Raw genomic sequence first — 25629 nt, 5'->3', positions numbered from 1 at the left:
GTCGCGTTTTCATTGCCCATTAAAAAATAATATGGATGAGAAACGGCTCTGAAACACGCATGAAATATTTTTGAAAAAATAGTCATATTTCGACAATAACTATACCATTTTCAAGGAGATAAAGGAATAGTTTTTTGAAAAAAAGCCCGATTACCAATATTTAAAATGATAGAATTTCTAACACAACCGACCATTTCTTTTCATTTTCCTCATTCCTATTTAACGTCGTCGGATAAAAATACGTAAAAAAAGAAGCACAACCCTTAACTGGATTGTGCTTCTTCCCCTTTACTAACGAGAACTTCACGAGGTTTACTGCCCTCATAAGGTCCTACGACACCTCGAGCTTCCATAGCATCTATTAATCTTGCTGCTCGGGTGTAACCTATTCGAAATCGTCGTTGTAGCATCGATACCGAAGCTGTTTGCATCTCGGTTATCAATTGAACAGCGTCATCATATAAATCATCATCTACTTCCGGCTGAGCTTCCTCAGGCTTATCTGTTGGTATCATTTCTTCCTGATACTGGGCTTTTTGCTGGGCAATGACAAAGTCAACGAGTTCTTCTACTTCCTCATCCGATAAGAAGGCACCTTGAACTCGCTTTGGTTTATTCGCCCCTACAGGAAGGAATAGCATATCCCCTTTACCTAACAATTTCTCTGCTCCACCCATATCAAGAATTGTTCTTGAGTCTGTCATGGACGAAACGCTAAAGGCAATACGTGATGGAATATTGGCTTTAATCACCCCAGTGATAACGTCAACTGACGGGCGCTGTGTCGCAATGATCAAATGTATTCCCGCTGCTCGGGCCATCTGTGCGAGCCTTGTAATCGCATCCTCTACATCGCTTGACGCTACCATCATTAAATCAGCTAGCTCATCCACAATAACAACAATATACGGTAGTGAAGGCTGCTTCGCCTCTGACGTTTCATTATGACGCTTTATATGATTGTTATACCCTTCGATATTCCGCGTACCAGTATGAGAGAATAGCTCATAACGACGCTCCATTTCACTCACAACCTTTTTCAAAGCCTGTGAAGCTTTCTTCGGATCCGTTACGACTGGTGCTAGAAGATGTGGTATGCCATTGTATACGTTAAGTTCAACCATCTTAGGATCAATCATCATCATTTTAACTTCATGAGGCTTGGCCTTCATCATAATGCTTGCAATAATACCGTTGATACACACACTTTTTCCGCTTCCTGTTGCTCCTGCAACAAGTAGATGGGGCATCTTAGATAAATCGGAAACAACTGCTTCACCAGAAATATCTCTTCCGAAACCAATAGATACTTTCGATTCGTGCGATTGGTATTCTTTTGATTCCAATACTTCCCTCAATGTAACCATCGCGACTTCAGAATTCGGTACTTCGATCCCTATCGCAGATTTACCTGGGATCGGCGCTTCAATACGTAGGTCCCGTGCAGCAAGAGCTAGTGCCAGGTCATCTGTTAAGTTTACAATTTTACTTACTTTCACACCTGTATCAGGATATACCTCATATTTCGTTACCGCTGGACCAAGATGAACCTTCATTACTTTGGCTTTTACCCCAAAGCTCTCAAACGTCTTTTCTAATTTACGAGCGTTTGCGGAAATTTGCTGACGTTCATTATCCTGTGACACCTTCTTAGGAGGCTGCAGTAAAGATAAAGATGGAAGACGATAATCTTTGTTTTCTAGCTCGCCAACCGTTAGCGACTGAATTGGGGTTCCATCTGCTGCTTCCTTAACAGGTTCACCACCTTTACTTTCTTCTGTCTCCTTCTCCACAGGCGCTTCTGACTGTGTTGGATAAGCACTTTCAGTAAAGGTTCGAATCTCTGGCTCAAATGGCGCCTCTTCTTCTGATTCATCCTTACTTGTTTGGGAGACGTCATATGTTTCCTCAGGCTCCATTGATGCTTCTTGTTCTCTTAATGCAGCCCGCTGTTCTCTCTTTTCTCTTCTTGAATTTTTACTTTCTGATAGAAGTGATTTCGCTTCATCATATGTGTTTAAGACAAAACCTTTAACCCAGGCAAGGGCTTTACCTAGTACATCACTAAACGATTTACCCGTAATCAATACAAAAGATAGTAAAATCAATAGAAAGGCCATTAGCTGCGTTCCTGTTGCATCAAAAAGTCTGTAGCAAAAGGCGAAGAGAAGCGCACCGATCATGCCCCCGCCAAGCGGGCTAGTTTCTGATGGGTCGCTAACGTCCATTCGGAAGAGTTCATATGTATTAGCAATAACCGATGGACTATCCCATTGGCCCTGACGAGAAAGTGTCTCAAATAAGCCAACGTGACTCAATAACAGAAATGAAATGCCAAGTAAATAAAATCCTGCTAATCTTCTTGTCCAAAAGGCAGGGAGCTTCCTCTTTACAATTAAATAACCTGCGAATATCACAAGGCCTGCGATAATTAATCCATACCATTCACCTGCAAAAAAGCGAAACATATGATAAATCGCTCGTCCAACTACTCCCATTTTCAAAACACCTAGAACGGTAAAAGCCAGAACTGTTAAACCGATAAATTCAACTTTGACTTGGGATTGCCAGGCGGCCTGTTTCTTTGTTGTCTTTTTTCTTTTTCGTTTTGCCATTATCTCACCTCTATACAAGCCATAGCTGGTGAAAAAAGCAGCCATTTCAGGCTGCTTTTTGTTCACCAATCTATTCCTAGTATACCACATCTTCCCGTGGTCCTATAGGCTCTATTTCAGTGGAGAAGTGGATAGCGCTAACATTTGACCAGGCTGTGTTGAATCATTGAGATAGTCCATAGGATCTGTGCTAAGTACCTGCACTACCCTACACTCTGTCAGTGACGTTCGCTCGACTAGAAGCTGAACTCCGTTCCATTCGATGATCTTCTGCTGTTCATACACACTCTGATCAGGAGGGAATACTGCTTCATTTGGTAGGATGGTATAAAGAATCATTGGACAAGATCTCCTTCCTGCTCTCCCTTATATTCTTCCATTAATTCATTTAGCTTCTTCATTGCTGGACCAACAGCCCCAACTTCATCGATCAAACCATAGCTCACAGCATCTTCACCCACTACGTTTGTTCCGATATCTCTCGTTAAATTTCCCCTTGAAAACATAAGCTCTTTGAATTTATCTTCTGTAATATTCGAGTGCCTTGTCACAAAGCTAACAACTCGCTCCTGCATTTTATCGAGATATTCAAACGTTTGCGGCACGCCGATAACAAGACCTGTTAGTCGAACAGGATGAATCGTCATTGTTGCCGTTTCTGCGACAAACGAATAATTTGCAGCAACCGCTATTGGCACTCCAATTGAATGTCCACCACCAAGGACAATCGAAACAGAAGGTTTCGAAAGGGAAGCAATCATTTCAGAAATAGCAAGTCCTGCTTCTACGTCTCCCCCTACTGTATTAAGAAGGATCAGCACACCTTCAATCTTAGGGTTTTGTTCGATTGCCACAATTTGTGGGATAAGATGCTCGTACTTTGTTGTTTTATTTTGTGGTGGTAGCTGCACATGTCCTTCAATTTGTCCGATAATTGTTAAACAATGAATATTAGATTGATCCATCGTTGGCACATTCGTTTGGCCAAGCTGCTGAATTTTATCAACTAGCGAAGATTTTGATTGGTCGTCTTTTTTAGGTTCAGGATCCTGACCTGGGTTTTCATTGCGATATTCACTGTTCATACTGGTACCCCTTCCTTACTCTGGTACTAGTAGTATGAACGAGAGGCGATTTTACCATTCATGAGATAATATGAAAAAAACGAACTTAAAAGTGCTTACACTTTTAGAAAATATCCATGCAAATAAAAAACGGATGCATAAGCATCCGTTCTAACGTTATTTATTAAGCGCAGCGGCTAGTGATGAGCGCTCCTCTGCTGTTAGAGGAATCATCGGTAGACGTACACTTCCCACATCCATACCCTTTAGCTGAAGAGCTGTTTTAACTGGAGATGGGCTTGGTGCTTTAAAGAGTTCATTCATAATTGGCAGGATTTTTTGATGAATCGCTGCCGCTTCTTTTACTTCCCCAGATTGATAAGCAGAGATCATCTGTTGCATTTCATTTCCAAGAACGTGTGACGCAACAGAAATGACGCCATCCCCGCCGATAGAAAGAATCGGTAAAGTTAAGCCGTCATCTCCACTATAAACAGAGAAAGACTCTTCTGTGCGCGTAATAATATCTGTAATTTGGTCAAGATCTCCACTTGCTTCTTTAACAGAAACAATGTTGTTGATCTTAGAAAGCTCAACAATTGTGTCAGCTGTCATATTCACGACAGAACGACCAGGAATGTTATATATCATTACTGGAAGCTTTGTTGACTCTGCGATCGCTTTGAAATGCTCATAAAGACCTTTTTGACCAGGCTTGCTGTAATAAGGGGCTACGATCATAATCGCATCCACGCCGGCAGCTTCTGCCTTTTTTGTTAACTCGATCGATGCGTGTGTGTTATTACTGCCTGTTCCTGCAATAATTGGCACGCGCCCATCAGCGATTTTAACAGAATGCTTAAAGAGCGCCACTTTTTCTTCTGAAGAAAGCGTTGGCGATTCGCCAGTTGTTCCCGCTACAACAAGACCTTCTGTTCCATTATTAATTAAATAGTTGATCAATTGCTCTGTCTTCGCAAAATCCACGTACCCTTTGCGATCGAAAGGGGTGACCATTGCGGTTAGTACTTTGCCAAAATTCATTTCTTTCACTCCTTGCCTATCACTTAAAGCTGATCCATCATCTGTTCCACTTCTTGCCCCGGCTCGAGATGAAGATGGAATGTTTCGTGCAGCGCATTAACAGCGGCTGAAAGATCAGTCTGTCTCACAAGAACCCAAATCGTTGTATGAGAATCAGCTGATTGTAAAATATCAATGTTTTCTCGCGCAAGTGATTCCACAATCTTTGCTGTTACGCCAGGAACACCACTCATACCAGCTCCAACCGCAGATACTTTCGCACAATTCTCGATGACTTCAGGCTCGTAGCCCATTTCATTTAGCGTTGCAACGGCTCTGTCGGTCATTTCCTCCATAACCGTATAAACAACACCTGTTAAGCTAATGTTGATGAAATCAACGCTAATCCCCTCACGCGCCATAGCTTTAAAAACGCGTGACTGAAGATCATATTGTCCTTCTTTCGCATACACTTTAATTTGGGTTACGCCGTTTACATGAGCTATACCCGTAATTAAACGATCTATCACCTGTTCACCAGTCGTTTTTCCTGTAGCAGACGTGACGAGCGTACCAGTCGAAGAAGAATAAGTTGACCGAATTCGGAGCGGTATCTTCGCCTGCATGGCAATTTCAACGGCACGAGGGTGAATAACCTTCGCCCCTTGGTAAGCCATATTACAAACTTCGTTATATGTCACGATGGAAAGAGGACGTGCGTTCTCAACAATTCTTGGATCAGCTGTCATAATACCTTCTACATCAGTAAAGATATCTACCCATTCAGCTGAAAGTGCAGCACCAAGTGCAGCTGCTGACGTATCGCTTCCACCTCGACCAAGAGTCGTTACATCGCCGTCTTTTGTGACGCCCTGGAAGCCTGTCACAACGACAACATCCATCATTTTCAGCTCTTCTAGTAGTCGCTCCGACTTCATTTCAAGAATTCTTGCTTTGCTATGCTCAGCCGTTGTCATGAAACCTGCCTGACCTCCGGTGTAAGCTGTGGCTCTCAACCCTTCGCTTAAGAGGAGATTTGAGAATATGACAGAAGAAATACTCTCACCACAAGATACAAGAAGATCATATTCTCTTGAAGTGACCTTCCGTTCTCGATCGCCAATGAGGCCAAGGAGAGTGTCAGTCGCGTATGGATCACCTTTACGACCCATTGCTGAAACGACGACGACAACTTTATATCCATCGCTCACTGCATCTTTAATATGGTTTACAGCTCTCAGTCTGCCGTCTTCACTTTTCAATGAAGTACCGCCAAACTTCTGCACGATGACTTTCATTTAGAACACCTTCTTATGTCTATTTCAATATATTTAGGGCTGCAAGGCTTTCAGCAATTTGAACAGAATTCCACGCTGCCCCCTTCAGTAGATTATCAGAGACAATCCACATATGGAAGCCATTTTTTTGATTTAGATCTTTTCGAATACGACCAACAAAAACGTCCGATTTCCCAACAGCATCAACAGGCATCGGATAAACCTGGTTTGCAGGGTCATCTTTAAGCGTTACACCAGGTGCGTTACTCAATAGTTCTTTCATATCTTCTACTGTTACATCATCCTGACCAATTTCAACATAGACTGATTCAGCATGACCTGTTTCAATTGGTAGTCGCACACAAGTAGCTGCAACATGAAGCTCTGCATCATGCATGATTTTCTTCGTTTCATTTATCATTTTCATTTCTTCATAAGTAAATCCGTTGTCTTCAAATACATCGATTTGTGGGATGGCATTGAAAGCGATCGGATAGTGCTGTTTATCACCTTTAACAGGCAAAATTTGTGGCTCGTAGTCCTCACCATTTAGCACCGCTTTAGACTGCTCTTTCATTTCAGTAACCGCATTTGCGCCTGCACCTGAAACAGCTTGATAAGTAGAAACAATAATTTTAGTAAGGCCATATGTTTGTTTCAGCGGCTCAAGAGCTGCGACCATTTGAATGGTTGAGCAGTTTGGGTTTGCAATAATCCCTTTATGATCATTCAAATCCCCTTCATTCACTTCTGGTACAACAAGAGGTACTTCTGGATCCATACGGAATGCACTTGTGTTATCTACAACAATCGCTCCGTGTTTAACTGCTTCTGGAGCAAGGGCTTTTGATACACTGCCACCAGCGCTAAATAACGCAAGCTGAACTCCTTCAAATGCTTCAGGAGTGGCTTCTTTTACCGTTACTTCCTGACCCTTAAACATTACTTTTTTACCAGCAGAACGTGATGATGAAAGGAGCGTTAAGGTCGATATCGGAAAATCTCGTTCCTCTAGTGTTTTGATCATTTGTTGTCCGACTGCGCCTGTTGCTCCAACTACTGCTACATGATATTTTTTCCCGCTCATGACTTATTCTCCTCCCATATTCCATTCAAAATCCATCACAACAGAAGGAGAAACCGAGGTTTCTCCCCATTCCTGGTGATTTTATTCTCTATTCTATCATAAACCTATCTTAAAGAAAGATAAATCAATTGGCTAATCCAAATACCTTTCGATCAAAACCGGCTGAAGCTGTCTGCCAAGAAGTGCTTTTTCAACTGTTTCCCTTAAAGATGGCATCCGTGCAACGAGTGAATTTGGTTTTTTAACTGGATCATCCTGACCAAATGGAATGAAATAAATATTCTTCGTCGACATTAATCTTAAGATATTTGTACCATTTAATCCTAGCCCATCGTTAGTAGAAATGCCTAACACAACTGGTTTTTCATTACGTAAAGTTGCTTTTGCCCCCATCAATACAGGAGACTCAGTCATCGCATTCGCAAATTTACTAATAGAATTCCCTGTTATTGGAGCGATAACCATACAATCAAGTGGCGTTTTGGGACCAAATGGCTCAGCCTTTACAATCGAATTAACTGCTTCATTACCTGTTATATCCTCAATACGAGCGATCCAATTTTCTCCATCGCCAAACCGAGTATTCGTATTCATGACTGTATGGGAAACAAATGGCGTCACCTTTGCACCTAGTTGAACAAGTTCTTCTATTTGTGGAACGACCGCATCATACGTACAGTGAGAACCAGTTAACCCAAAACCAATGTGCATACCTTTCAAACTCATGGAGTGTTCTCCTTTCCATTCTGAGACCTCTCAATTAACAGCTGTGTTAGAACATTAGCGATGATTTTTCCGGCCGTTTTTGGAGCCACAATACCAGGCAGGCCTGGCGCAAGAAGAGCTTTAATTCCTCTTTTTTCTGCGTATCGAAAATCAGTACCTCCTGGCTTAGAAGCAAGGTCAATCACGAGCGTGTGAGACGGCATTTTGGCAATAACTTGTGATGTGACGATTTGTGCTGGGATTGTATTAATACATACATCCAAATGGGATACCTGGTTCACGAGATCAGATAAATGAAACGGTTTTAATCCCATCTCCGAAATTCTCGCGATATGCTCTGGTTTTCTAGCCCCAACACTAACATTTGCCCCTAATGCATTAAATGTTCTGGCAACTGACATCCCCACTCGACCGAGACCTAGAACCGCAATATTTGATTGATGAATGGTAATATCCGTATGCTGAATAACCATCATAACAGTACCTTCAACAGTCGGAATAGAATTATAAATGGCCACATCATCTCGTTCGAATAAGCGAACTAACGTTCTAGATGCTTCAGCCACCATCTCATTTAGACAGCTGTTACTGATTCCGCTATATACCGTACAATGGGCTGGCGTTTGTTTAAGTTGATCTGCTGTTAACACTACTTTTTCATTTGAGAAGATCGTTTCAACTTCTCCTTCGATCGTTGTTCCACTGACTGGAAGGACAATTGCATCAAGGGTCGTTAGCTTCACTTCATCCAATGTGCATTTCGTTGCACCTGTAAAGCCATGATCAAGCTGATCGAATCCGATTAAATATAAATCGGCATTCAATTCGGTTAACTTTCGAATAATTTCAAGCTGGCGGGCATCACCGCCAATAACAGCGATATGTTGATTCGTTAGCATCGTTCCTCCCCTTTCCTTTTCCACGTCTTACTACGGGGATTATTGTAATTTCTCAACATTCTATGTGGTGTATGCCCGCTTGGTGAATCAAGAAGTGTACCAGTTTTAAGCCTTTTGATGATTTTGCAAAATGATCATATCTCTTCCAATCGTTTCTATGTGCTCCCATGGAATCGTAATTTCTTGTTCTTTGCGTTTTAACCCCATCCAGGATGATTTCGGAATGATCAATTCTTTTAATAACCCTGTTTTTTCATCAAACAATAGATCAGTTTGCCCAAGTACACCAAGCTTCCGCCCTTTTTCTATATCAATAAGCTCCTTACCGCTAAGCTGACTTAATCTCATCGTATGCCCCCTTTAAACAAATTGATGAAAGTCCTATCGAAAATCACTATCTAATAATACGTTCACGTTATATACCATAGTCTATGAGTAGTTTATTAAAGGAAGACATGAAAAAAACCCGCCTTATGATTCGACGGGTTAGCGTCCTTAGGATTTCATACCACCTGGTAATTGACCGTTTGGACTAATAAGCGAACATGAAAATTCATCAGTAAACATCGAATGGATCATACCGTTTACATTCTCATGATTAACGCTCTCAATATTCGTAATAATATCATCGAGTGAACGATGTTGGTTTAATAGTAACTCATTCTTACCGTTTCGGCTCATACGGCTGTTTGTACTTTCAAGACTGAGCATCAAGTTACCTTTTAGCTGCTCTTTGCAATTCTTCAACTCTTTCGTTGTAATGCCATCACGCTTAAATTCCGTTAAAGTCTTCTGGATAGTCTCATATAAGCGATCCAGCTGGTTCTGAGCGGTACCTGCATAGATCGTTAATAACCCACTATCCTGATAAGCAGAATGATAAGAAAAGACTGAGTAAGCAAGTCCTTGATCTTCACGAACATCCTGGAAAAGACGACTACTCATGCTTCCACCAAGCACATTGTTCATCACAATGAGACTATAAATATCATCTGTACCAAACGGAAGTCCAGCGTACCCAAGACATAAATGGGCTTGCTCCGTTTCCTTCTGGCGAGCGATTTGTCCTGAATGGAATTTCGGAGCGAGTACTTCAGGTTTTCCAGCAGGAGTTTCCCAGTGTTCAAATGCACTCTCTACTTTGTGCATGAACGATTCATCAATATTTCCTGCAATCGACACCACAATATTATCCGGTGTGTAATGAGTTTGCATGTAATCACGAAGCGTGTCACCTGAGAATCCTTTTAACGTCTCTTCTGTTCCAAGGATCGGCATCGCAAGCTCATGATCACCATAACTTGCCTGACTCAGCATGTCATGTACAATATCATCTGGGGTATCTTCATACATTTTGATTTCTTCGTGTACAACATTCTTTTCTTTCGCAAGCTCTCCAGCTTCAAATGTTGAATGGAAAAACATATCAGTTAATACATCAAGAGCATAATCTGCGTGCTCATCAAGAACTTTTGCATAATAACACGTGTACTCTTTTGATGTAAACGCATTAACTTGACCGCCAATGCTATCAAAGGATTCCGCAATATCTTTTGCACTGCGCTTATCCGTTCCTTTAAAAAACATATGTTCAAGGAAATGTGAAACACCATTTAATTCTTTCGGTTCAAAACGAGAACCAGTTCCAATCCAAATTCCGATAGCAACTGAACGGACTGTTGGAATATTTTCTAGTACTACTCTGACACCATTTTTACAAGTTACTTTATTTATCAAACCTGTTCCTCCTGTATCGAGCCATTATGTTTCGTCATACTCCAAAAACACTATATCATTAATGAAGAAAGGACACAATTTTATCATCTTTTCTCAAGTCGTTTAGAATCTAACACTTGTGAAACTGTCCCAAGCTGGTAACCTCTCTTTTCTACGCCGCGAATTAACGCTTCAAGACTTTGTTCTGTCGGTTCTGTTGGATGCATGAGTATCAGAGCACCCGCGTGTACATTTTGGAGCACCCTCTCTGTCAGTACTTGTGGTGCAGGTTTTTTCCAGTCCACAGTATCAACAGACCAGAGCACTGTTTGCATCCCAAGCTGATCAGCAATTTGAACGGCGTTATTCGCGTAGCTTCCGCTTGGTGGTGCGAAAACGACAGGTTGTTTATCTATTGTTGCTTCAATAACTTGATTTGTATCTTCAAGCTCTTTACGGATAGCAGCGTCGCTTAGCTGTTTCAAATCAGGATGAGAATAGGCGTGATTTCCGATTTCATGTCCTTCTTCATCAAGCATACGAACGATATCAGGGTTTTTCTTTGCCCATGAGCCATCAAGAAAAAAAGTACCATGAACGCTATGTTTCTTAAGCTGTTGCAACATATCAGGTAAATATTCCTCTCCCCAAGCGACGTTTATCATAAAGGCGACCATCGGCTTCTTAGGATTACCCTTATAGACTGCAGTAGGCTCAAGATCATCCAACTGAACATCAGGCTTCACTTCTTTTTTTACGATTAGATTCTCATCAAACGCCTTCCCCTTCATTTTTTCATAGGAAGCTTCTGCATCAATTATCAGACCATTATAGCCTGGGATTCCTTTCCAAACACGATCGATTACAGCATTAATTGGAGGTATATCCATGCTTTCCTTCGCATCAGCAATCTCGTCATATAGTGGACTTCCATTCACGTTCAAGGTAGCTTGTTCTTTCAAATCACTTAAATACATTGATGTGTAGGGGTTCTGAAGTGAACCTGCTGCTACGCCTAAGATCATAATAAACACAATAAATTGGATCCAGGATTTCTTCATTCATCTGCCCCCTTTTGTAAAAAAGGTATGTTTAATGGGCAAGCTCTAGAACTTACGTAAAACAAATCGTTGCCAAAAAACAAAGGTTTTCATTAGGTGAAATCAACGCCGGTCACATTTATCAAAATGAAAGGAGACAGTATAAACCAACAAAAATCAGCAAAAAAAAATGAATTCGGCCTCAGCCGAATTCATTAGCTCTTTTGACTTTGTTCTTCACGTTCACGCTGTTCTTTCAAAATCTCTTTACGAGAAAGGTTAACGCGTCCTTGCTTATCGATTTCTTTCACTTTAACCATGATTTCATCACCGATTGAAACAACGTCTTCTACTTTGTTTGTACGTTCTTCAGCTAGTTCAGAAATGTGAACCAGACCTTCTTTCCCAGCAAATAGCTCAACGAATGCTCCAAATTTCTCAACTCGTTTCACTTTACCAAGATAAGTTGTGCCAACTTCCACTTCTCTAACAAGATCTTCGATCATTTTCTTCGCTTTTGCGTTCATTTCTTGCTCAGTAGAAGAAATAAAGACCGAACCATCCTGCTCAATATCAATTTTTACGCCAGTTTCTTCAATGATCTTATTGATGATTTTACCGCTTGGTCCAATAACGTCGCGGATTTTATCTGGTTTAATTGACATTGTAAGAATCTTAGGTGCGTATGCAGAAAGCTCAGTACGAGGCTCGTTGATCGCACTCATCATGTTTTCAAGAATGGCGAGACGACCGTTTTTCGCCTGCTCAAGAGCCTGACGAAGGATGTCTTCGTTAATTCCAGAAATTTTAATATCCATTTGAAGAGCTGTTACGCCTTGCTTTGTTCCAGCAACTTTAAAGTCCATGTCACCAAGAGCATCTTCCATGCCTTGAATATCTGTAAGAACTGTTACATCCTCGCCATCACTTACAAGTCCCATTGCAATACCTGCAACTGGTGCTTTGATCGGCACACCTGCATCCATCATCGCTAGCGTACTAGCACAAATACTTGCTTGTGAAGTAGAGCCATTTGATTCAAGAACTTCAGATACAAGACGAATCGTATATGGGAAATCCTTCTCAGTTGGAATAACCTTCTCAAGTGCACGCTCACCAAGGGCACCGTGACCAATCTCACGACGACCAGGTCCACGCATTGGTCCAGTTTCGCCGACGCTGTATTTCGGGAAGTTATAGTGATGCATGAATCGCTTAGATTCTTCTGTACCAAGACCATCGAGAATCTGAACGTCTCCTAGTGCACCAAGAGTACAAATGCTAAGTGCCTGGGTTTGTCCACGAGTAAACAATCCAGATCCGTGTGTTCTTGGTAGAATTCCTACTTCAGAATCAAGTGGACGAATCTCATCAACGCCACGACCATCAGGTCTTACTTTATCTTTTAGAATTAAACGACGAACTTCTTGCTTAACAAAGCTATTTAGAATTGATTTCACTTCATCGGCACTATACTCTTCGTTTTCTTCATATGCTTCAGTTGCACGCGTCATTACAGCATCAATTGCTTCCTGCCTAGCATGCTTCTCAATCACTTTTACAGCTTCTTTAATGTCAGATAAGTACTGCTCACTAAGAGCTGCTTCAAGCGTTTTATCTGCAGTCTTAAGAACAACTTCGCGCTTTTCTTTTCCAGTAGCTTCAATGATCTCTTCCTGGAATGAAATTAGTCGCTTAATTTCTTGGTGACCAAAAAGAATACCCTCAAGCATGATTTCTTCAGGAACTTCTTCAGCTCCAGCTTCAACCATGTTAATTGCATCTTTCGTACCTGCAACTGTTAGGTGAATATCACTCTGTTCAAGCTGCTCAACGTTAGGGTTTGCAATAAACTCCCCATCAACGCGTCCAACGATAACGCCAGCAATTGGACCATCAAATGGAAGGTCACTAATACCAAGCGCTAGAGATGAACCGAACATTGCTGCCATCTCAGAAGAGCAGTTTTGATCAACGCTCATCACTGTACTGACAACTTGAACTTCATTACGGAAACCATCAGGGAATAATGGACGGATCGGGCGATCAATTAAACGACTCGCAAGAATCGCTTTTTCACTCGGACGTCCTTCGCGCTTGATGAATCCTCCAGGAATTTTACCTACTGCATATAATCGTTCTTCATAATTAACCGTTAGTGGGAAAAACGGAAGGTCTTTCGGCTCTTTAGAACCAGTAACCGTTGCTAGTACGGCTGTATCGCCGTAACGGATCAATGCTGCACCGCTCGCCTGTTTAGCCAGTTGACCAATTTCAACTGACAACTCGCGACCAGCCCAATCGATTGAAAACACTTGCTTATCTTGTGCCATTAATGTGAGAACTCCTCTCATCCAATAAAATCATTTCTTTTATTATACCCTAACCTTTTTGCTTCTAAAAAGAAAGGAAGAAATCTATGTATTTTTAACCTAATAAAAAAGCGGGAAAACATCCCGCTTTTCTGAATCATTATCGACGTAGACCAAGTTCTTTGATAAGTTCGCGGTAACGAGTAACGTCTTTGTTACGAAGATACGTTAAAAGATTACGGCGTTTACCAACCATCTTAAGAAGACCGCGACGAGAGTGGTGGTCTTTCTTGTGGAAACGTAGATGATCGTTCAAATTGTTGATTTCCTCAGTAAGGACAGCGATTTGAACCTCTGGAGAACCAGTATCATTCTCGTGAGTTTTGAACTTAGTGATAAGTTCTTGCTTACGTTCTTGTGTGATTGCCATCCGTTTCACCTCCTTAATTTCTAATCCCCTGATACCGCGCAAACGTCGGTGACTCGATAGCCCAGTATAGGTTGTGTACTTGTCGTACAGATATTAGATTACAGGTTTTTGTTCTAAAATGCAAGGGAAATCTATTTCAGTATTTCTCTTGCATTTTTCGCATCCTGACCTATTTGGGCAATTAAGTCATCAACAGAAGAGAATTTAACCTCTCCACGAATCTTTTGATGGAATTCAACCTCTACAGACGATCCATACAAATTGCCACTGTAATCAAATACGTGAACTTCCAGTGACGGCTGATCAGGTTTTTCGTCATAGAAGGTTGGTTTATATCCAACATTGCATACACCACTCATCCAGCTACCTTCCGTTTTCATACGCACTGCATAAACACCTGTAGCTGGCACGAGATACTCGTCTTTAAGATCGACGTTGGCCGTTGGGAAGCCAATTGTGCGGCCGCGCTGATCTCCTTGAACAACAGTGCCCTTCACCGTGTAGTTCCGACCTAGAACGGCTTTCACGTCCTGGACAGCCCCTTCACGAATATATGAACGAATTAAAGTAGAGCTTACTTTCTCGTCATGTTGAGATACTTTATCAATCACCGTTTGACTAAACTGGTTTCGGGCATGAAATGGAAGGGAGTCCATCGTTCCTCTTCCTTTACTTCCATATGTAAAATCAAACCCTGCTACAACGTGAACAACTGATAAGGCAATAATATAATCATCAACAAATTGCTGAGGTGTTAATCCTGCAATCGTAGTATCAAATTTCACGATATAAAGAACGTCAATTCCAAGCTGCTCAATAAGCTCAATTTTATCATCAAGTGGTGTAATGGCTTCTGTTTGAGGTGTAGACTTCCCCAAAACGACTGATGGATGGGGATAAAACGTCATAACTGCTGACTCTACGCCTTTATCATCAGCAATTTCTTTCGCAGTCGAAATCACTTTCTGATGGCCTCGATGAATGCCATCAAAATATCCAAGCGCCATGACGGCAGGATGTTCAGATTTTAACTGATGAGGATGCGATAAATAAATTGTTTTCAACGGTTTCACCTTCTAACTTCATCTCGAAAACACTTTTTCAGGCTTCATTAAGCCCGGCTTCTCAGGATGTTTTTGATAGATTGCAATTGCTTCTCCGTCCCTATTGTACATAACAAGTCTATTCTCTGTCATCTCTTCCAACTGAGGAAGCACAGCGCCATTTTGAAGCTTCTCTTCTAGCGCAGAATCAACAGTATAGGATGGCATAGCAGAAAGAGCGTATTCCATAGGAAAAAGAGATAGCGTTTCCTCTTCTATCATCTGTTTTATCTGATCAAATGTCAAACATTCTTCTAGTTTAAATGGGCCGGACGCTGTCCGAATCAGAGACGACATGTGAGCTGGAAAACCTAGCTTTTCTCCAATATCAACCGCAAGTGTTCGAATATATGTCCCCTTACTGCACGTGGCACGTACAGGGATAGAGATCGCTCCTTCTTCAAGCGTAACCTCTCCAATTAACTCTAGGTTATGGATCGTTACCTTTCTAGATGGACGATCCACCACTTCTCCTTTAAAAGCATACTCATAAAGACGTTTACCGTTAATTTTGACAGCAGAATACATTGGGGGAACTTGCTCGATCTCACCTCGAAACGCAGCAAGTGCTTCTTCTATATCGTTAGTTGAAGGCAGTTTGTCTACTTTCTTTTCTTCCACTTTCTCTCCAGACGCATCTTCCGTCGTCGTTGAAAACCCTAGTGTAATCACTGCTTCATACGTTTTAGAAAAATCCGTCATATACTGGGCTACTTTAGTTGCTCTGCCGATACATAGTGGTAAAACGCCTGTTACATCTGGATCCAAAGTTCCTGTGTGACCAACTTTTTTTGTCATTAATAGCTTTCTAGTAACTGCTACACAATCATGAGACGTCATTCCGGCTGGTTTCTTGAGTGGTAATATGCCGTTCATTGTTTTCCTCCTTTCAATATGATGACATAGAGAAAGGATAGACATTCCTGCCTATCCCTTCGTTTCTACTCATCCGCTTGATTTAAATCTGCAAGAAGTCGTTCAATTTTGTTACCATAATCGATCGATTCATCAAATTCAAAATAGATTTCCGGTGTTTTGCGAAGACGAATGCGTTTCCCTATTTCAGAACGAATAAATCCAGTTGCTTTCGCAAGACCATTCAGGGTAGCTTCTTTCTTCTCTTCATCACCAAGGACAGTAATAAATACCGTTGCTTGCTGTAGATCATTCGTAACTTCAACAGCTGTTACTGTAACGAAACCTACGCGCGGGTCTTTAATCTTCCTGCTGATTATATCACCAAGTTCTTTCTTCATCTGTTCACCAACACGATTTGCGCGAACATTACTCATCGTTACACCTCGTTTCTTTCCTAAAGCCACTCATAAGTTGCTCGAGTGAGTTCGATATCAGGACGTGAATCAATCAATGAGACGGCACGCTGGAGCTCACGCTCGCATGCCGTTTTGCTTGAAGCCGTTGTAACAATACCAATAACGGTATGTTGCCATAAATCCTGGCTGTCAAGCTCAGAAACAGAGAGATTATAATGCTTCAGACGGCTAATAACCGACTGAAGCACAGATCTTTTTTCCTTCAAGGATTGCGCATCATAAATGATGCATTCACATTCTACATATCCAATCACTTAGGCTTTACTTCAACCATAATATACGCTTCAATGATGTCGCCTTCTTTAACGTCATTGAATTTTGCAAGCGTAATACCACATTCGTACCCTTTAGCCACTTCTTTCGCATCGTCTTTGAAGCGTTTCAATGTATCCACTTCACCTTCGAATACGACAATTCCGTCACGGATGACACGAACGCCAGAATTACGAGTGATTTTACCTTCTGTTACGTAAGATCCTGCAATTGTACCTACTTTAGAAACTTTAAATGTTTCACGTACTTCAGCTTGACCAATCACTTTTTCTTCATAAACTGGATCAAGCATTCCTTTCATTGCAGATTCAATCTCTTCAATCGCTGTATAGATCACGCGATGCAAGCGAATTTCTACTTGCTCAGAATCAGCTACTTTCTTCGCATTTGAATCTGGACGTACGTTAAATCCGATAATGATCGCATTAGAAGCAGATGCAAGGATAATATCTGACTCTGTGATTGCACCAACAGCTGTGTGAATAATGTTAATCTTAACACCTTCTACTTCAATCTTCTGAAGTGAGCCAGCAAGTGCTTCAACAGATCCCTGTACGTCAGCTTTCACGATAATGTTGATATCTTTCACATCGCCCTGCTGAATCTTTTCGAATAAATCATCCAAATTCATTTTAGAAGATTCTTTACGCTGAGCTTCAATTTGCTGCTGATTACGTGCTTCACCAACTTGACGTGCTGTCTTCTCGTCTTCAAATGCTACAAAGCGATCTCCAGCATTTGGTACGTCACTTAAACCAGTCACTTCTACAGGAGTAGAAGGTGCAGCTGTTTCAACACGCTTACCAAGATCGTTGACCATAGCACGAACACGACCAAATGTGTTACCGACTACAACTGGGTCACCGACTTTAAGCGTACCTTCTTGAACAAGAAGTGTTGCGACTGGGCCGCGTCCTTTATCTAGCTGTGCTTCAATTACTGTACCTGTAGCAAGCTTATTAGGGTTTGCTTTAAACTCTTCTACTTCTGAAATCAAGAGAATTGTTTCGAGAAGATTATCAATTCCTTCACGCTTAATGGCAGAAAGGTTAACGAAAATTGTATCGCCACCCCATGCTTCAGAAACAAGTTCATACTCTGTTAGTTCCTGCATCACGCGATCAGGGTTTGCTCCTTCTTTATCCATCTTATTAACAGCAACGATAATTGGCACTTCCGCTGCCTTCGCATGGTTAATAGCTTCAACCGTTTGTGGCATAACGCCATCGTCTGCTGCAACTACTAGAACCGTGATATCCGTTACTTTTGCACCACGTGCACGCATTGTTGTAAATGCCGCGTGTCCAGGAGTATCAAGGAACGTAATTTTTTTGTTATTTTCTTCGATCTGGTAAGCACCGATGTGCTGCGTAATACCACCAGCTTCACCCTGTGTTACTTTTGTATCACGGATTCCGTCTAGTAGCGTTGTTTTACCATGGTCAACGTGCCCCATAATTGTAACGACTGCAGGACGTTCAACAAGCTTTCCGTCCTCATCTTCACTTGTGTAATTATCAAGATCCGTTACTTCAAATAGCTCTTCTTCTTCTACTTTTACGCCATAATCATCACAGATAAGTTCCATTGTATCTTTATCTAGTTCCTGATTAATGGTTGCCATAACACCAAGACCCATTAACTTCTTAATCAATTCAGAAGCATCTTTACCTAGCTTTTCAGCAAGCTGTCCAACTGTTAATGAACCAATGAAGGTTACTTTAGAAGGCAATCTTCTTGGAGCAGCTGTGTTTTTAGGTGGCTGTCCTTTACCACGGCGGTTTGGACGACGTCCACCGCGACGGTTATTTGGTGCGCTTTTACTATTCTTTTGATTTGCATTTGCTTTTGGGTTGTTTCGATTGTTTTTATTTTCCATACTGTTTTTGTCGCTTCCCTTTTTGGATTGTTTCGAATCGTTATTAAGCTTATCAATGGCCTGATCATCAATCACAGACATATGATTGTTTACCGTAATATTCATGCTTTTTAACTTTTCGATAACATCCTTACTAGTAGTATTATGTTCTTTTGCATATTCATGAATTCGCATCTTACTCATACGATCACCCCCGAGTTATTGATCGAGCATTGCGTGTAGCTTCTTCGCAAACCCTGCATCAGTAACGGCTATCGTGACTCGTTGAACTTTGCCAATTGCATGTCCAAGCTCATAGCGCCCTGTTACAAAACATACTGGGACTTTATAAGTAGTTGCTTTATCCGTTATTTTCTTTCTTGTGTTATCAGATGCGTCGCTCGCAACTAATACGAGTCTTGCGCTCTTGCGCTGAATTTCCTTCACCACAAGTTCTTCTCCAGACACGACTTTGCCAGCGCGCTGAGCGAGTCCTAACAGTGACTCCCAATTCTTATTCTTCATTTAATTTGACCGCGATTCTGCGAGGTCAGCATAAATATCTTCCGTCACTTCTGCTTTTAGATGAGCCGCTAAAGAATTTCGCTTCTTAGCAAGTACGAAACACTCTTCTTTGTTGCAAAGGTATGCGCCCCGTCCATTCTTTTTACCCGTTTGGTCGATCGATATAACCCCTTCAGGCGAACGAACGATTCGAACGAGCTCTTTTTTAGGCTTCATTTCTTGACAGGCGACACATTTCCGCATCGGAATTTTACGTTTTTGCACGATGGACACCTCTCCTGATCTTGCTTAATCTAGCTCAGAATCTTCCGCGTCATTCTCTTCGAATAGAGGAGCTTCATCAGCACTATAGATGCCAAGCTCTTCCGCTTCAGATTGACTCTTAATATCAATTTTCCACCCAGTCAGCTTCGCAGCAAGGCGTGCGTTTTGACCACGCTTCCCGATTGCAAGTGAAAGCTGATAGTCAGGTACGATAACCTGAGTCATTTTATTTTCTTCGTCTACATTTACTTTAAGTACTTTTGAAGGACTTAGTGCATTTGCTACGTATGCAACTATGTCTTCAGACCAGCTTACGATGTCAATTTTCTCACCTTTAAGCTCATTAACAATCGCTTGTACACGCTGACCACGCTGTCCTACACATGAGCCAACCGGATCAACTTCAGGATCTTCTGCGTGAACCGCAATCTTAGAACGATCCCCAGCTTCTCGCGAAATGGACTTTACTTCAACCGTTCCATCGAATATTTCAGGTACTTCAAGTTCAAATAAACGCTTAAGAAGACCAGGATGAGTTCTCGAAACCATCACCTGTGGCCCTTTGGTTGTTTTTTCAACTTTTGTCACATATACCTTGATCCGATCATGGGAATGATACGTTTCGTTCGGCATTTGTTCACCGGCAGGGAGAAGTGCTTCGATACGACCGAGGTCAACATAAATAAAACGATGATCCTGACGCTGAACAATTCCTGTCATGATATCGTCTTCGCGTTCAATAAATTCGCTAAATATGATCCCACGTTCTGCTTCACGCACACGCTGAGTAACAACTTGCTTCGCTGTTTGAGCTGCGATACGACCGAAATTACGAGGCGTTACTTCAATTTCTACGATATCTTCTAATTCATATTGGCGATCAATGTCTTTCGCATCTTCAAGTGAGATCTCAAGACGAGCATCTTCCACTTCTTCTACGACATCTTTTCGAGCGAATACTCGGATCGAACCTGTATCCTGATTAAAGTCAACTCTAACGTTTTGCGCCTGATGGAAGTTTCGCTTATATGCTGAGATAAGCGCTGCTTCAATCGCCTCAACGATAATATCCTTGCTGATGCCCTTTTCTTTTTCAAGAATATTTAGCGCATCTAATAACTCACTACTCTTCATTTTTCATTCTCCCCTTTAATTAAAAAACAACCGCAAGCCTAGCGCTTGCTACTTTTTCATAAGGTAATTCTACCTTTTTAATTCTTGTTTTCACTCGCTGATCAATAACAACCACTTCTCCATCGAAGTCCGAAAGTACACCTTCAAAGCTCTTTTCGCCATTAAATGGTTCATAGGTTGTGACATAGACTTGCTTGCCAACTGCCTTCTCGAAGTCCGTACGTTTTTTGAGCGGACGTTCTGCACCAGGTGAAGAAACTTCAAGGAAGTATGGTTGTGTAATCGGATCATGTTTATCAAGCTGTTCACTTAGCTTTTCGCTAATTATCCCGCACTCCTCAATATCAACGCCTCGAGGAGAATCGATATAGACACGGAGAAACCAATTCTTGCCTTCTTGTGTGAATTCTATATCTACAAGTTCCAAGTTCATTTCATCTACTATTGGTTTTACTAGTTCTTCAGTAACCGTAATCACATTTTCGTTCATTGGTTGTCCTCCTTTCTGATCCTGTACAGCAGGGTCCCAATCGAAAACGAAAGAGTGGGATAGCCCCACTCTTCCGTCGCGTGTGTATTCACTAGTATTTCCACAATTACTATACCATACTCATATAACCAATTCAACAGAGAAGCGAAGGCGCCTCATTAGAATAAGCTGAGTTGATTAGCATCTGGAAGTCCTTCAAGACATCCATGATCATCCAAGTACTCAAGTACAGTCTTTGAAATCTTGCTTCGCTGCTGTAAATCCTCTTTTGATAAAAATTCACCGGCTTCTTTGGAGTTTTCAATATTGATCGCTGCGTTCGTCCCTACTCCCGGAAGAGAGTTAAATGGAGGAATGAGCGAATCTCCATCGACTACGAATTCAGCCGCTTTTGATCTATAAAGATCTACTTTCTGCATCCGGAGGCCACGTTCTGACATTTCAAGCGCAATCTCCATCACGGTTAATAGGTTTTTCTCTTTCGGTGAAGCATCAAGTCCCTTTTCATTGATTTCTTCGATTTTTGCGCGAATCGCGTTGGATCCTTTGGCCATCGTATCAATGTCAAAGTCATCGGCTCTTACGGTAAAGTATGCTGCATAGAAAAGAATTGGATGGTGAACTTTGAAGTAAGCGATCCGAACAGCCATTAACACATATGCTGCTGCGTGAGCTTTCGGGAACATATACTTGATCTTCAAGCACGAATCAATGTACCAGTCTGGCACATCATGTTTCTTCATTTCAGCTACCCACTCTTCTTGCAATCCTTTCCCTTTTCGCACAAACTCCATAATTTTAAATGCAAGGGACGGGTCAAGGCCTTTGTAGATCAAATAAACCATAATGTCATCACGACAACCAATTACTTCACTAAGGTTACAAGTACCAGCTTGAATCAATTCCTGTGCATTACCTAACCACACATCAGTACCGTGGGAAAGACCTGAAATCTGAACGAGCTCAGAAAATGTACTAGGTTTCGTATCTTCTAGCATTTGACGAACGAATCGTGTTCCGAATTCTGGGATTCCGTAAGTTCCTGTTTTACACATAATTTGATCCTGTGTCACTCCAAGTGATTCCGTTCCACTAAAGAGCTTCATCACTTCAGCGTCGTCTGTTGGGATGGTTTTCGGATCAATTCCACTTAAATCTTGAAGCATACGAATAACCGTAGGATCATCGTGCCCAAGTATATCAAGCTTCAATAGATTATCGTGGATCGAATGGAAATCAAAATGGGTGGTTTTCCATGCGGATGTTTTATCATCTGCTGGGAACTGAATAGGTGAAAAATCGTAAATGTCCATATAATCAGGTACTACGATAATACCACCCGGGTGCTGCCCAGAAGTACGTTTTACTCCTGTGCACCCCGAAACGAGACGATCAATTTCAGCCCCTCGATAGTGAAGGTCATGGTCTCCCATATACCCTTTTACATAACCGTACGCCGTCTTCTCAGCGACTGTACCGATTGTTCCTGCTCGGAATACATTGTCTTCTCCAAACAGTTCCTTCGTATAATTATGGGCTCGGGGCTGATATTCCCCTGAGAAGTTCAAATCAATATCGGGTACTTTATCACCTTTAAACCCAAGAAACGTCTCAAACGGTATATCATGTCCGTCTTTTGTAAGAGGTACATCGCAATCTTCGCATGATTTGTCTGGAAGATCGAACCCTGATCCTACAGAACCGTCATCAAAGAACTGTGACTTCTTACAAGATGGACAAACATAATGAGGTGGTAATGGGTTCACTTCAGTAATTTCAGTCATAGTGGCAACAAATGAAGACCCTACAGACCCACGTGAACCAACGAGATAGCCGTCGTTTAGTGACTTCTTAACTAGCTTATGAGAAATCAAGTAGATAACGGCGAATCCATGGCCAATAATACTTTTTAGTTCTTTTTCAAGTCTCTCTTCCACTATTGTTGGCAGTTCATCACCATAAATGCTTCGAGCCATGTTATAGCTCATCTCACGCATTTCTTCATCGGCACCTTCAATTCGAGGTGTGAATAGATCATCTTTGATCGGTTTAATATCATCGATCATGTCGGCTACTTGCTGTGGTTTTTGTACGACAATTTCCTTCGCTTTATCTGCCCCAAGAAAATGGAAGCAATCAAGCATTTCGTTCGTCGTTCTAAAATGAACCTGAGGTAACGTTTGGCGATTTAATGGGTTACCCGCCTGTGCTTTAATAAGAATTTTACGATAAATATGATCCTCTGGCTCGAGATAATGAACATTACCAGTAGCAACGACTGGCTTATTTAGCTTCTCACCAAGCTTTACAATCTTACCAATAATTTCACGCAACGCCATTTCATCTTGAACAAGTTCTTTCTCGATTAAATGCATGTAATTTTGTGGCGGCTGCACTTCCAGATAGTCATAAAATTTCGCGATGTCCTCCACTTCTTCAGGTGACTTTTGCATCATCCCTTCAAAAACTTCACCCTTGTCACAGCCTGAACCAATCAGCAGACCTTCGCGGTATTTCTCAAGCTTAGAACGAGGAATACGTGCAGTTCGGTAGAAGTAATCAATGTGAGAAAGGGAAACGAGCTTGAACAAGTTTTTTAAACCTACGTCATTTTGCGCCAATATGATCGTGTGCGATGGACGCGTACGTTGGAAACCAGTTTGCCCCATATTATCATTCAGCATATTATGGTTTGTAATTTCACGCTCAAGTGCATCTTTCACCAATTTCCACAATAAATACCCTGTTGCTTCCGCATCATAAATCGCTCTATGGTGCTGAGTAAGGTCGATATCAAACTTTTTACAAAGCGTATTTAAGCGATGGTTTCGCATTTCCGGATATAGAAAACGAGCAAGCTCAAGAGTATCAATTACTGGATTTGTTGCTTCTCCTAACCCAATATTACGTAACCCTACATTCAAGAAGCCCATATCAAAGCTAGCATTGTGAGCAACTAGAATATCATCTCCCATGAATTCGTGGAAGTCTTTTAAGACGTCTTCAATTTCAGGGGCGTTCATAACCATATCGTCTGTGATCCCCGTTAGTTCAATGGTTGTTGAGGATAAAGGATGATGCGGATTAGCAAATCGCTCAAACTTATCAACGATTTCTCCATCTTTCAATTTCACTGCTGCTAACTCGATAATTTTATTATAAACAGCCGAAAGTCCGGTTGTTTCCACGTCAAAAACAATATAAGTGCCCGTTTCAAGGTCACGATTAGCTTCATTGTAGGCCATCGGTACCCCATCATCGACAAGGTCTGCTTCTAAACCATAGATGACTTTTATATCGTTCTTTTGTCCTGCTGCATACGCATCGGGAAATGACTGTACAACATTATGATCCGTAATGGCGATAGCAGGATGTCCCCATTTGGCTGCTTGTGAAATCAGTTCACCTGTTGAGCTGACGGAGTCCATTTGACTCATTTGCGTGTGAGCATGTAGCTCAATACGCTTTTCATCCTCAGGCGCTTCATCTACACGTAGCTCTGGCTTAATCTCTGTCAAATCATTACCGATCATGACAAGGTCGCGCACAAATGTGTCGTTCTGAATCCCGCCGCGTACTTTCACCCATATTCCTTTTCTTACTGCTTCTAGAATTGGAACATCTTCTTTATCACGGGAGAACATCTTTACAAGGATTGAATCCGTGTAATCCGTTATTTTAAACGTTAATAGCGTTCGTCCACTTCTAAGCTCTTTCGTTTCAGCATGGAAGACATAACCTTGAACAGCAATGCGTCGTTCTTCGTCCTGAATAGTTTCGATTGGTACTGGATCTTCTTTGATCTTGTAACCAATGACAAGAGAATCTGGAACGTTTTTACTTGAAGATTTATCTGCCTTTTCTTTTTCAATCAAGGCTTCCATCATCTTAGATTGATCTTCTTGTTGTTTTTGTTCAACAAATTTTTGATAATCCTGTTCAGAAGCCTTAACTTCTACTTCAAGCACGTACTTCGGAAATCCAGCGTGCGTATAACACTCTGACAAAGGACCAGATAGCTTTCGTCTTGCGATTGCAGCTTCCGTTTCATTACGAACCGTTACAATAAGCTTATTTCCACTTATTTTAGGCGTTTGACTTTTCAATACAGCTGTTAGGGATGCGGAATGCTCTTTCATCAGTTCAGCGACATTGTCCCAGTACGCCATTGCTAATTCTTCATTTCCTCCACTATCTGTGGAGATTCCGTAAGTCACTGTAGCGATGTGCTTTAATCCATCTTGCAGACGACTGCGAAATAGTTCATATACATGAAACGGAAGAACGTCTGGAAAATGAAAGTCAAAATGCCATTTTCTCGTTTCTTTGTATACAGTTAATTTCGAAATGTACCCATCTCTAAAATAATCAACGAATTTATCAGGAATCGATATTTGTTGAAGGAGCAGTTGGAGACGTTCTTTTCTTATGTTTAAATCCTGGTCCATTCAATTGTTCC

The 25629-nt window shown here is 41.5% G+C and carries 23 protein-coding genes; all 23 read right to left on the bottom strand.

Features of this window, described 5'->3' with window-relative positions; genetic code table 11:
• Positions 1 to 263 precede the first annotated feature (263 nt).
• Positions 264 to 2615, bottom strand: a complete 2352-nt coding sequence (locus tag Q4550_RS07180; RefSeq protein WP_303531311.1) for an FtsK/SpoIIIE family DNA translocase — start codon at positions 2613 to 2615, stop codon at positions 264 to 266.
• A gap of 111 nt (positions 2616 to 2726) precedes the next feature.
• The gene (locus Q4550_RS07175; RefSeq protein WP_303531309.1) at positions 2727 to 2954 is read right to left on the bottom strand and encodes a YlzJ-like family protein; all 228 of its coding nucleotides are present in this window, start codon (positions 2952 to 2954) and stop codon (positions 2727 to 2729) included.
• Positions 2951 to 3700, bottom strand: a complete 750-nt coding sequence (locus Q4550_RS07170) for a ClpP family protease (RefSeq protein WP_194221443.1) — start codon at positions 3698 to 3700, stop codon at positions 2951 to 2953. Before Q4550_RS07170 ends, Q4550_RS07175 begins: the two co-directional genes overlap by 4 nt.
• A gap of 156 nt (positions 3701 to 3856) precedes the next feature.
• Positions 3857 to 4723, bottom strand: coding sequence for a 4-hydroxy-tetrahydrodipicolinate synthase (dapA, locus tag Q4550_RS07165; protein ID WP_303531306.1), 867 nt, complete (start codon positions 4721 to 4723; stop codon positions 3857 to 3859).
• A gap of 23 nt (positions 4724 to 4746) precedes the next feature.
• The gene (gene dapG, locus Q4550_RS07160; RefSeq protein ID WP_303531305.1) at positions 4747 to 6000 is read right to left on the bottom strand and encodes an aspartate kinase; all 1254 of its coding nucleotides are present in this window, start codon (positions 5998 to 6000) and stop codon (positions 4747 to 4749) included.
• A gap of 19 nt (positions 6001 to 6019) precedes the next feature.
• On the bottom strand, positions 6020 to 7066 hold the full coding sequence (gene asd, locus Q4550_RS07155; RefSeq protein ID WP_303531304.1) for an aspartate-semialdehyde dehydrogenase: 1047 nt from the start codon (positions 7064 to 7066) through the stop codon (positions 6020 to 6022).
• 132 nt (positions 7067 to 7198) lie between these two features.
• On the bottom strand, positions 7199 to 7792 hold the full coding sequence (locus Q4550_RS07150; RefSeq protein ID WP_303531303.1) for a dipicolinate synthase subunit B: 594 nt from the start codon (positions 7790 to 7792) through the stop codon (positions 7199 to 7201).
• The gene (gene dpaA / locus Q4550_RS07145; RefSeq protein WP_303531302.1) at positions 7789 to 8691 is read right to left on the bottom strand and encodes a dipicolinic acid synthetase subunit A; all 903 of its coding nucleotides are present in this window, start codon (positions 8689 to 8691) and stop codon (positions 7789 to 7791) included. Before dpaA ends, Q4550_RS07150 begins: the two co-directional genes overlap by 4 nt.
• A gap of 105 nt (positions 8692 to 8796) precedes the next feature.
• Complete coding sequence (locus tag Q4550_RS07140; protein ID WP_303531299.1) at positions 8797 to 9039, bottom strand: YlmC/YmxH family sporulation protein; 243 nt, start codon at positions 9037 to 9039, stop codon at positions 8797 to 8799.
• 147 nt (positions 9040 to 9186) lie between these two features.
• A complete protein-coding gene (locus Q4550_RS07135) occupies positions 9187 to 10428 on the bottom strand; it encodes a M16 family metallopeptidase (RefSeq protein WP_194221436.1) in 1242 nt (413 codons plus the stop codon).
• Positions 10429 to 10511: 83 nt separating this feature from the next.
• Positions 10512 to 11468 (bottom strand): polysaccharide deacetylase family protein, encoded by a 957-nt coding sequence (locus Q4550_RS07130; protein ID WP_303531298.1) that lies wholly within the window; start codon positions 11466 to 11468, stop codon positions 10512 to 10514.
• Positions 11469 to 11662: 194 nt separating this feature from the next.
• Complete coding sequence (locus tag Q4550_RS07125) at positions 11663 to 13780, bottom strand: polyribonucleotide nucleotidyltransferase (protein WP_303531297.1); 2118 nt, start codon at positions 13778 to 13780, stop codon at positions 11663 to 11665.
• Positions 13781 to 13919: 139 nt separating this feature from the next.
• Positions 13920 to 14189: a 30S ribosomal protein S15 gene (gene rpsO / locus Q4550_RS07120; RefSeq protein WP_048309782.1), complete on the bottom strand. Its 270-nt coding sequence runs from the start codon at positions 14187 to 14189 to the stop codon at positions 13920 to 13922.
• Between the two features lie 131 nt (positions 14190 to 14320).
• Complete coding sequence (gene ribF, locus Q4550_RS07115) at positions 14321 to 15253, bottom strand: bifunctional riboflavin kinase/FAD synthetase (RefSeq protein ID WP_303531295.1); 933 nt, start codon at positions 15251 to 15253, stop codon at positions 14321 to 14323.
• A gap of 18 nt (positions 15254 to 15271) precedes the next feature.
• Positions 15272 to 16168, bottom strand: coding sequence for a tRNA pseudouridine(55) synthase TruB (gene truB / locus Q4550_RS07110; RefSeq protein WP_303531294.1), 897 nt, complete (start codon positions 16166 to 16168; stop codon positions 15272 to 15274).
• 65 nt (positions 16169 to 16233) lie between these two features.
• The gene (gene rbfA / locus Q4550_RS07105) at positions 16234 to 16584 is read right to left on the bottom strand and encodes a 30S ribosome-binding factor RbfA (protein ID WP_098443391.1); all 351 of its coding nucleotides are present in this window, start codon (positions 16582 to 16584) and stop codon (positions 16234 to 16236) included.
• A 20-nt stretch (positions 16585 to 16604) separates the two neighbouring features.
• Entirely contained in the window at positions 16605 to 16880 is a 276-nt protein-coding gene (locus tag Q4550_RS07100; protein WP_226612841.1) for a DUF503 domain-containing protein, read from the bottom strand.
• Positions 16877 to 18961: a translation initiation factor IF-2 gene (infB, locus tag Q4550_RS07095; RefSeq protein ID WP_194221430.1), complete on the bottom strand. Its 2085-nt coding sequence runs from the start codon at positions 18959 to 18961 to the stop codon at positions 16877 to 16879. The genes Q4550_RS07100 and infB overlap by 4 nt, the downstream gene beginning before the upstream one ends.
• A 15-nt stretch (positions 18962 to 18976) precedes the next feature.
• Complete coding sequence (locus Q4550_RS07090; protein WP_194221429.1) at positions 18977 to 19282, bottom strand: YlxQ family RNA-binding protein; 306 nt, start codon at positions 19280 to 19282, stop codon at positions 18977 to 18979.
• Positions 19283 to 19546, bottom strand: a complete 264-nt coding sequence (gene rnpM, locus Q4550_RS07085; protein ID WP_276511843.1) for an RNase P modulator RnpM — start codon at positions 19544 to 19546, stop codon at positions 19283 to 19285.
• Between the two features lie 24 nt (positions 19547 to 19570).
• Positions 19571 to 20680 carry a transcription termination factor NusA gene (gene nusA / locus Q4550_RS07080; RefSeq protein ID WP_194221428.1) on the bottom strand — a complete coding sequence of 370 codons (1110 nt, stop codon included), beginning with the start codon at positions 20678 to 20680 and terminating at the stop codon, positions 19571 to 19573.
• A 19-nt stretch (positions 20681 to 20699) separates the two neighbouring features.
• A complete protein-coding gene (gene rimP, locus Q4550_RS07075; RefSeq protein WP_194221427.1) occupies positions 20700 to 21170 on the bottom strand; it encodes a ribosome maturation factor RimP in 471 nt (156 codons plus the stop codon).
• Between the two features lie 158 nt (positions 21171 to 21328).
• On the bottom strand, positions 21329 to 25618 hold the full coding sequence (locus Q4550_RS07070) for a PolC-type DNA polymerase III (RefSeq protein ID WP_303531293.1): 4290 nt from the start codon (positions 25616 to 25618) through the stop codon (positions 21329 to 21331).
• Positions 25619 to 25629 lie beyond the last annotated feature (11 nt).

Origin of the sequence: Anaerobacillus sp. 1_MG-2023, from assembly GCF_030547345.1 — a bacterium.
Lineage (GTDB): Bacteria > Bacillota > Bacilli > Bacillales > Guptibacillaceae > Guptibacillus > Guptibacillus hwajinpoensis_B.
This window is presented reverse-complemented; position numbering and strand designations above follow the sequence as displayed.

What these genes read in the sequence shown, in the direction of transcription:
- Q4550_RS07180 (WP_303531311.1), bottom strand. Translation starts at nt 2,615, where the DNA reads ATGGCAAAACGAAAAAGAAAAAAGACAACAAAGAAACAGGCCGCCTGG.
- Q4550_RS07175 (WP_303531309.1), bottom strand. Translation starts at nt 2,954, where the DNA reads ATGATTCTTTATACCATCCTACCAAATGAAGCAGTATTCCCTCCTGAT.
- Q4550_RS07170 (WP_194221443.1), bottom strand. Translation starts at nt 3,700, where the DNA reads ATGAACAGTGAATATCGCAATGAAAACCCAGGTCAGGATCCTGAACCT.
- dapA (WP_303531306.1), bottom strand. Translation starts at nt 4,723, where the DNA reads ATGAATTTTGGCAAAGTACTAACCGCAATGGTCACCCCTTTCGATCGC.
- dapG (WP_303531305.1), bottom strand. Translation starts at nt 6,000, where the DNA reads ATGAAAGTCATCGTGCAGAAGTTTGGCGGTACTTCATTGAAAAGTGAA.
- asd (WP_303531304.1), bottom strand. Translation starts at nt 7,066, where the DNA reads ATGAGCGGGAAAAAATATCATGTAGCAGTAGTTGGAGCAACAGGCGCA.
- Q4550_RS07150 (WP_303531303.1), bottom strand. Translation starts at nt 7,792, where the DNA reads ATGAGTTTGAAAGGTATGCACATTGGTTTTGGGTTAACTGGTTCTCAC.
- dpaA (WP_303531302.1), bottom strand. Translation starts at nt 8,691, where the DNA reads ATGCTAACGAATCAACATATCGCTGTTATTGGCGGTGATGCCCGCCAG.
- Q4550_RS07140 (WP_303531299.1), bottom strand. Translation starts at nt 9,039, where the DNA reads ATGAGATTAAGTCAGCTTAGCGGTAAGGAGCTTATTGATATAGAAAAA.
- Q4550_RS07130 (WP_303531298.1), bottom strand. Translation starts at nt 11,468, where the DNA reads ATGAAGAAATCCTGGATCCAATTTATTGTGTTTATTATGATCTTAGGC.
- Q4550_RS07125 (WP_303531297.1), bottom strand. Translation starts at nt 13,780, where the DNA reads ATGGCACAAGATAAGCAAGTGTTTTCAATCGATTGGGCTGGTCGCGAG.
- rpsO (WP_048309782.1), bottom strand. Translation starts at nt 14,189, where the DNA reads ATGGCAATCACACAAGAACGTAAGCAAGAACTTATCACTAAGTTCAAA.
- truB (WP_303531294.1), bottom strand. Translation starts at nt 16,168, where the DNA reads ATGAACGGCATATTACCACTCAAGAAACCAGCCGGAATGACGTCTCAT.
- rbfA (WP_098443391.1), bottom strand. Translation starts at nt 16,584, where the DNA reads ATGAGTAATGTTCGCGCAAATCGTGTTGGTGAACAGATGAAGAAAGAA.
- infB (WP_194221430.1), bottom strand. Translation starts at nt 18,961, where the DNA reads ATGAGTAAGATGCGAATTCATGAATATGCAAAAGAACATAATACTACT.
- Q4550_RS07090 (WP_194221429.1), bottom strand. Translation starts at nt 19,282, where the DNA reads ATGAAGAATAAGAATTGGGAGTCACTGTTAGGACTCGCTCAGCGCGCT.
- nusA (WP_194221428.1), bottom strand. Translation starts at nt 20,680, where the DNA reads ATGAAGAGTAGTGAGTTATTAGATGCGCTAAATATTCTTGAAAAAGAA.
- rimP (WP_194221427.1), bottom strand. Translation starts at nt 21,170, where the DNA reads ATGAACGAAAATGTGATTACGGTTACTGAAGAACTAGTAAAACCAATA.
- Q4550_RS07070 (WP_303531293.1), bottom strand. Translation starts at nt 25,618, where the DNA reads ATGGACCAGGATTTAAACATAAGAAAAGAACGTCTCCAACTGCTCCTT.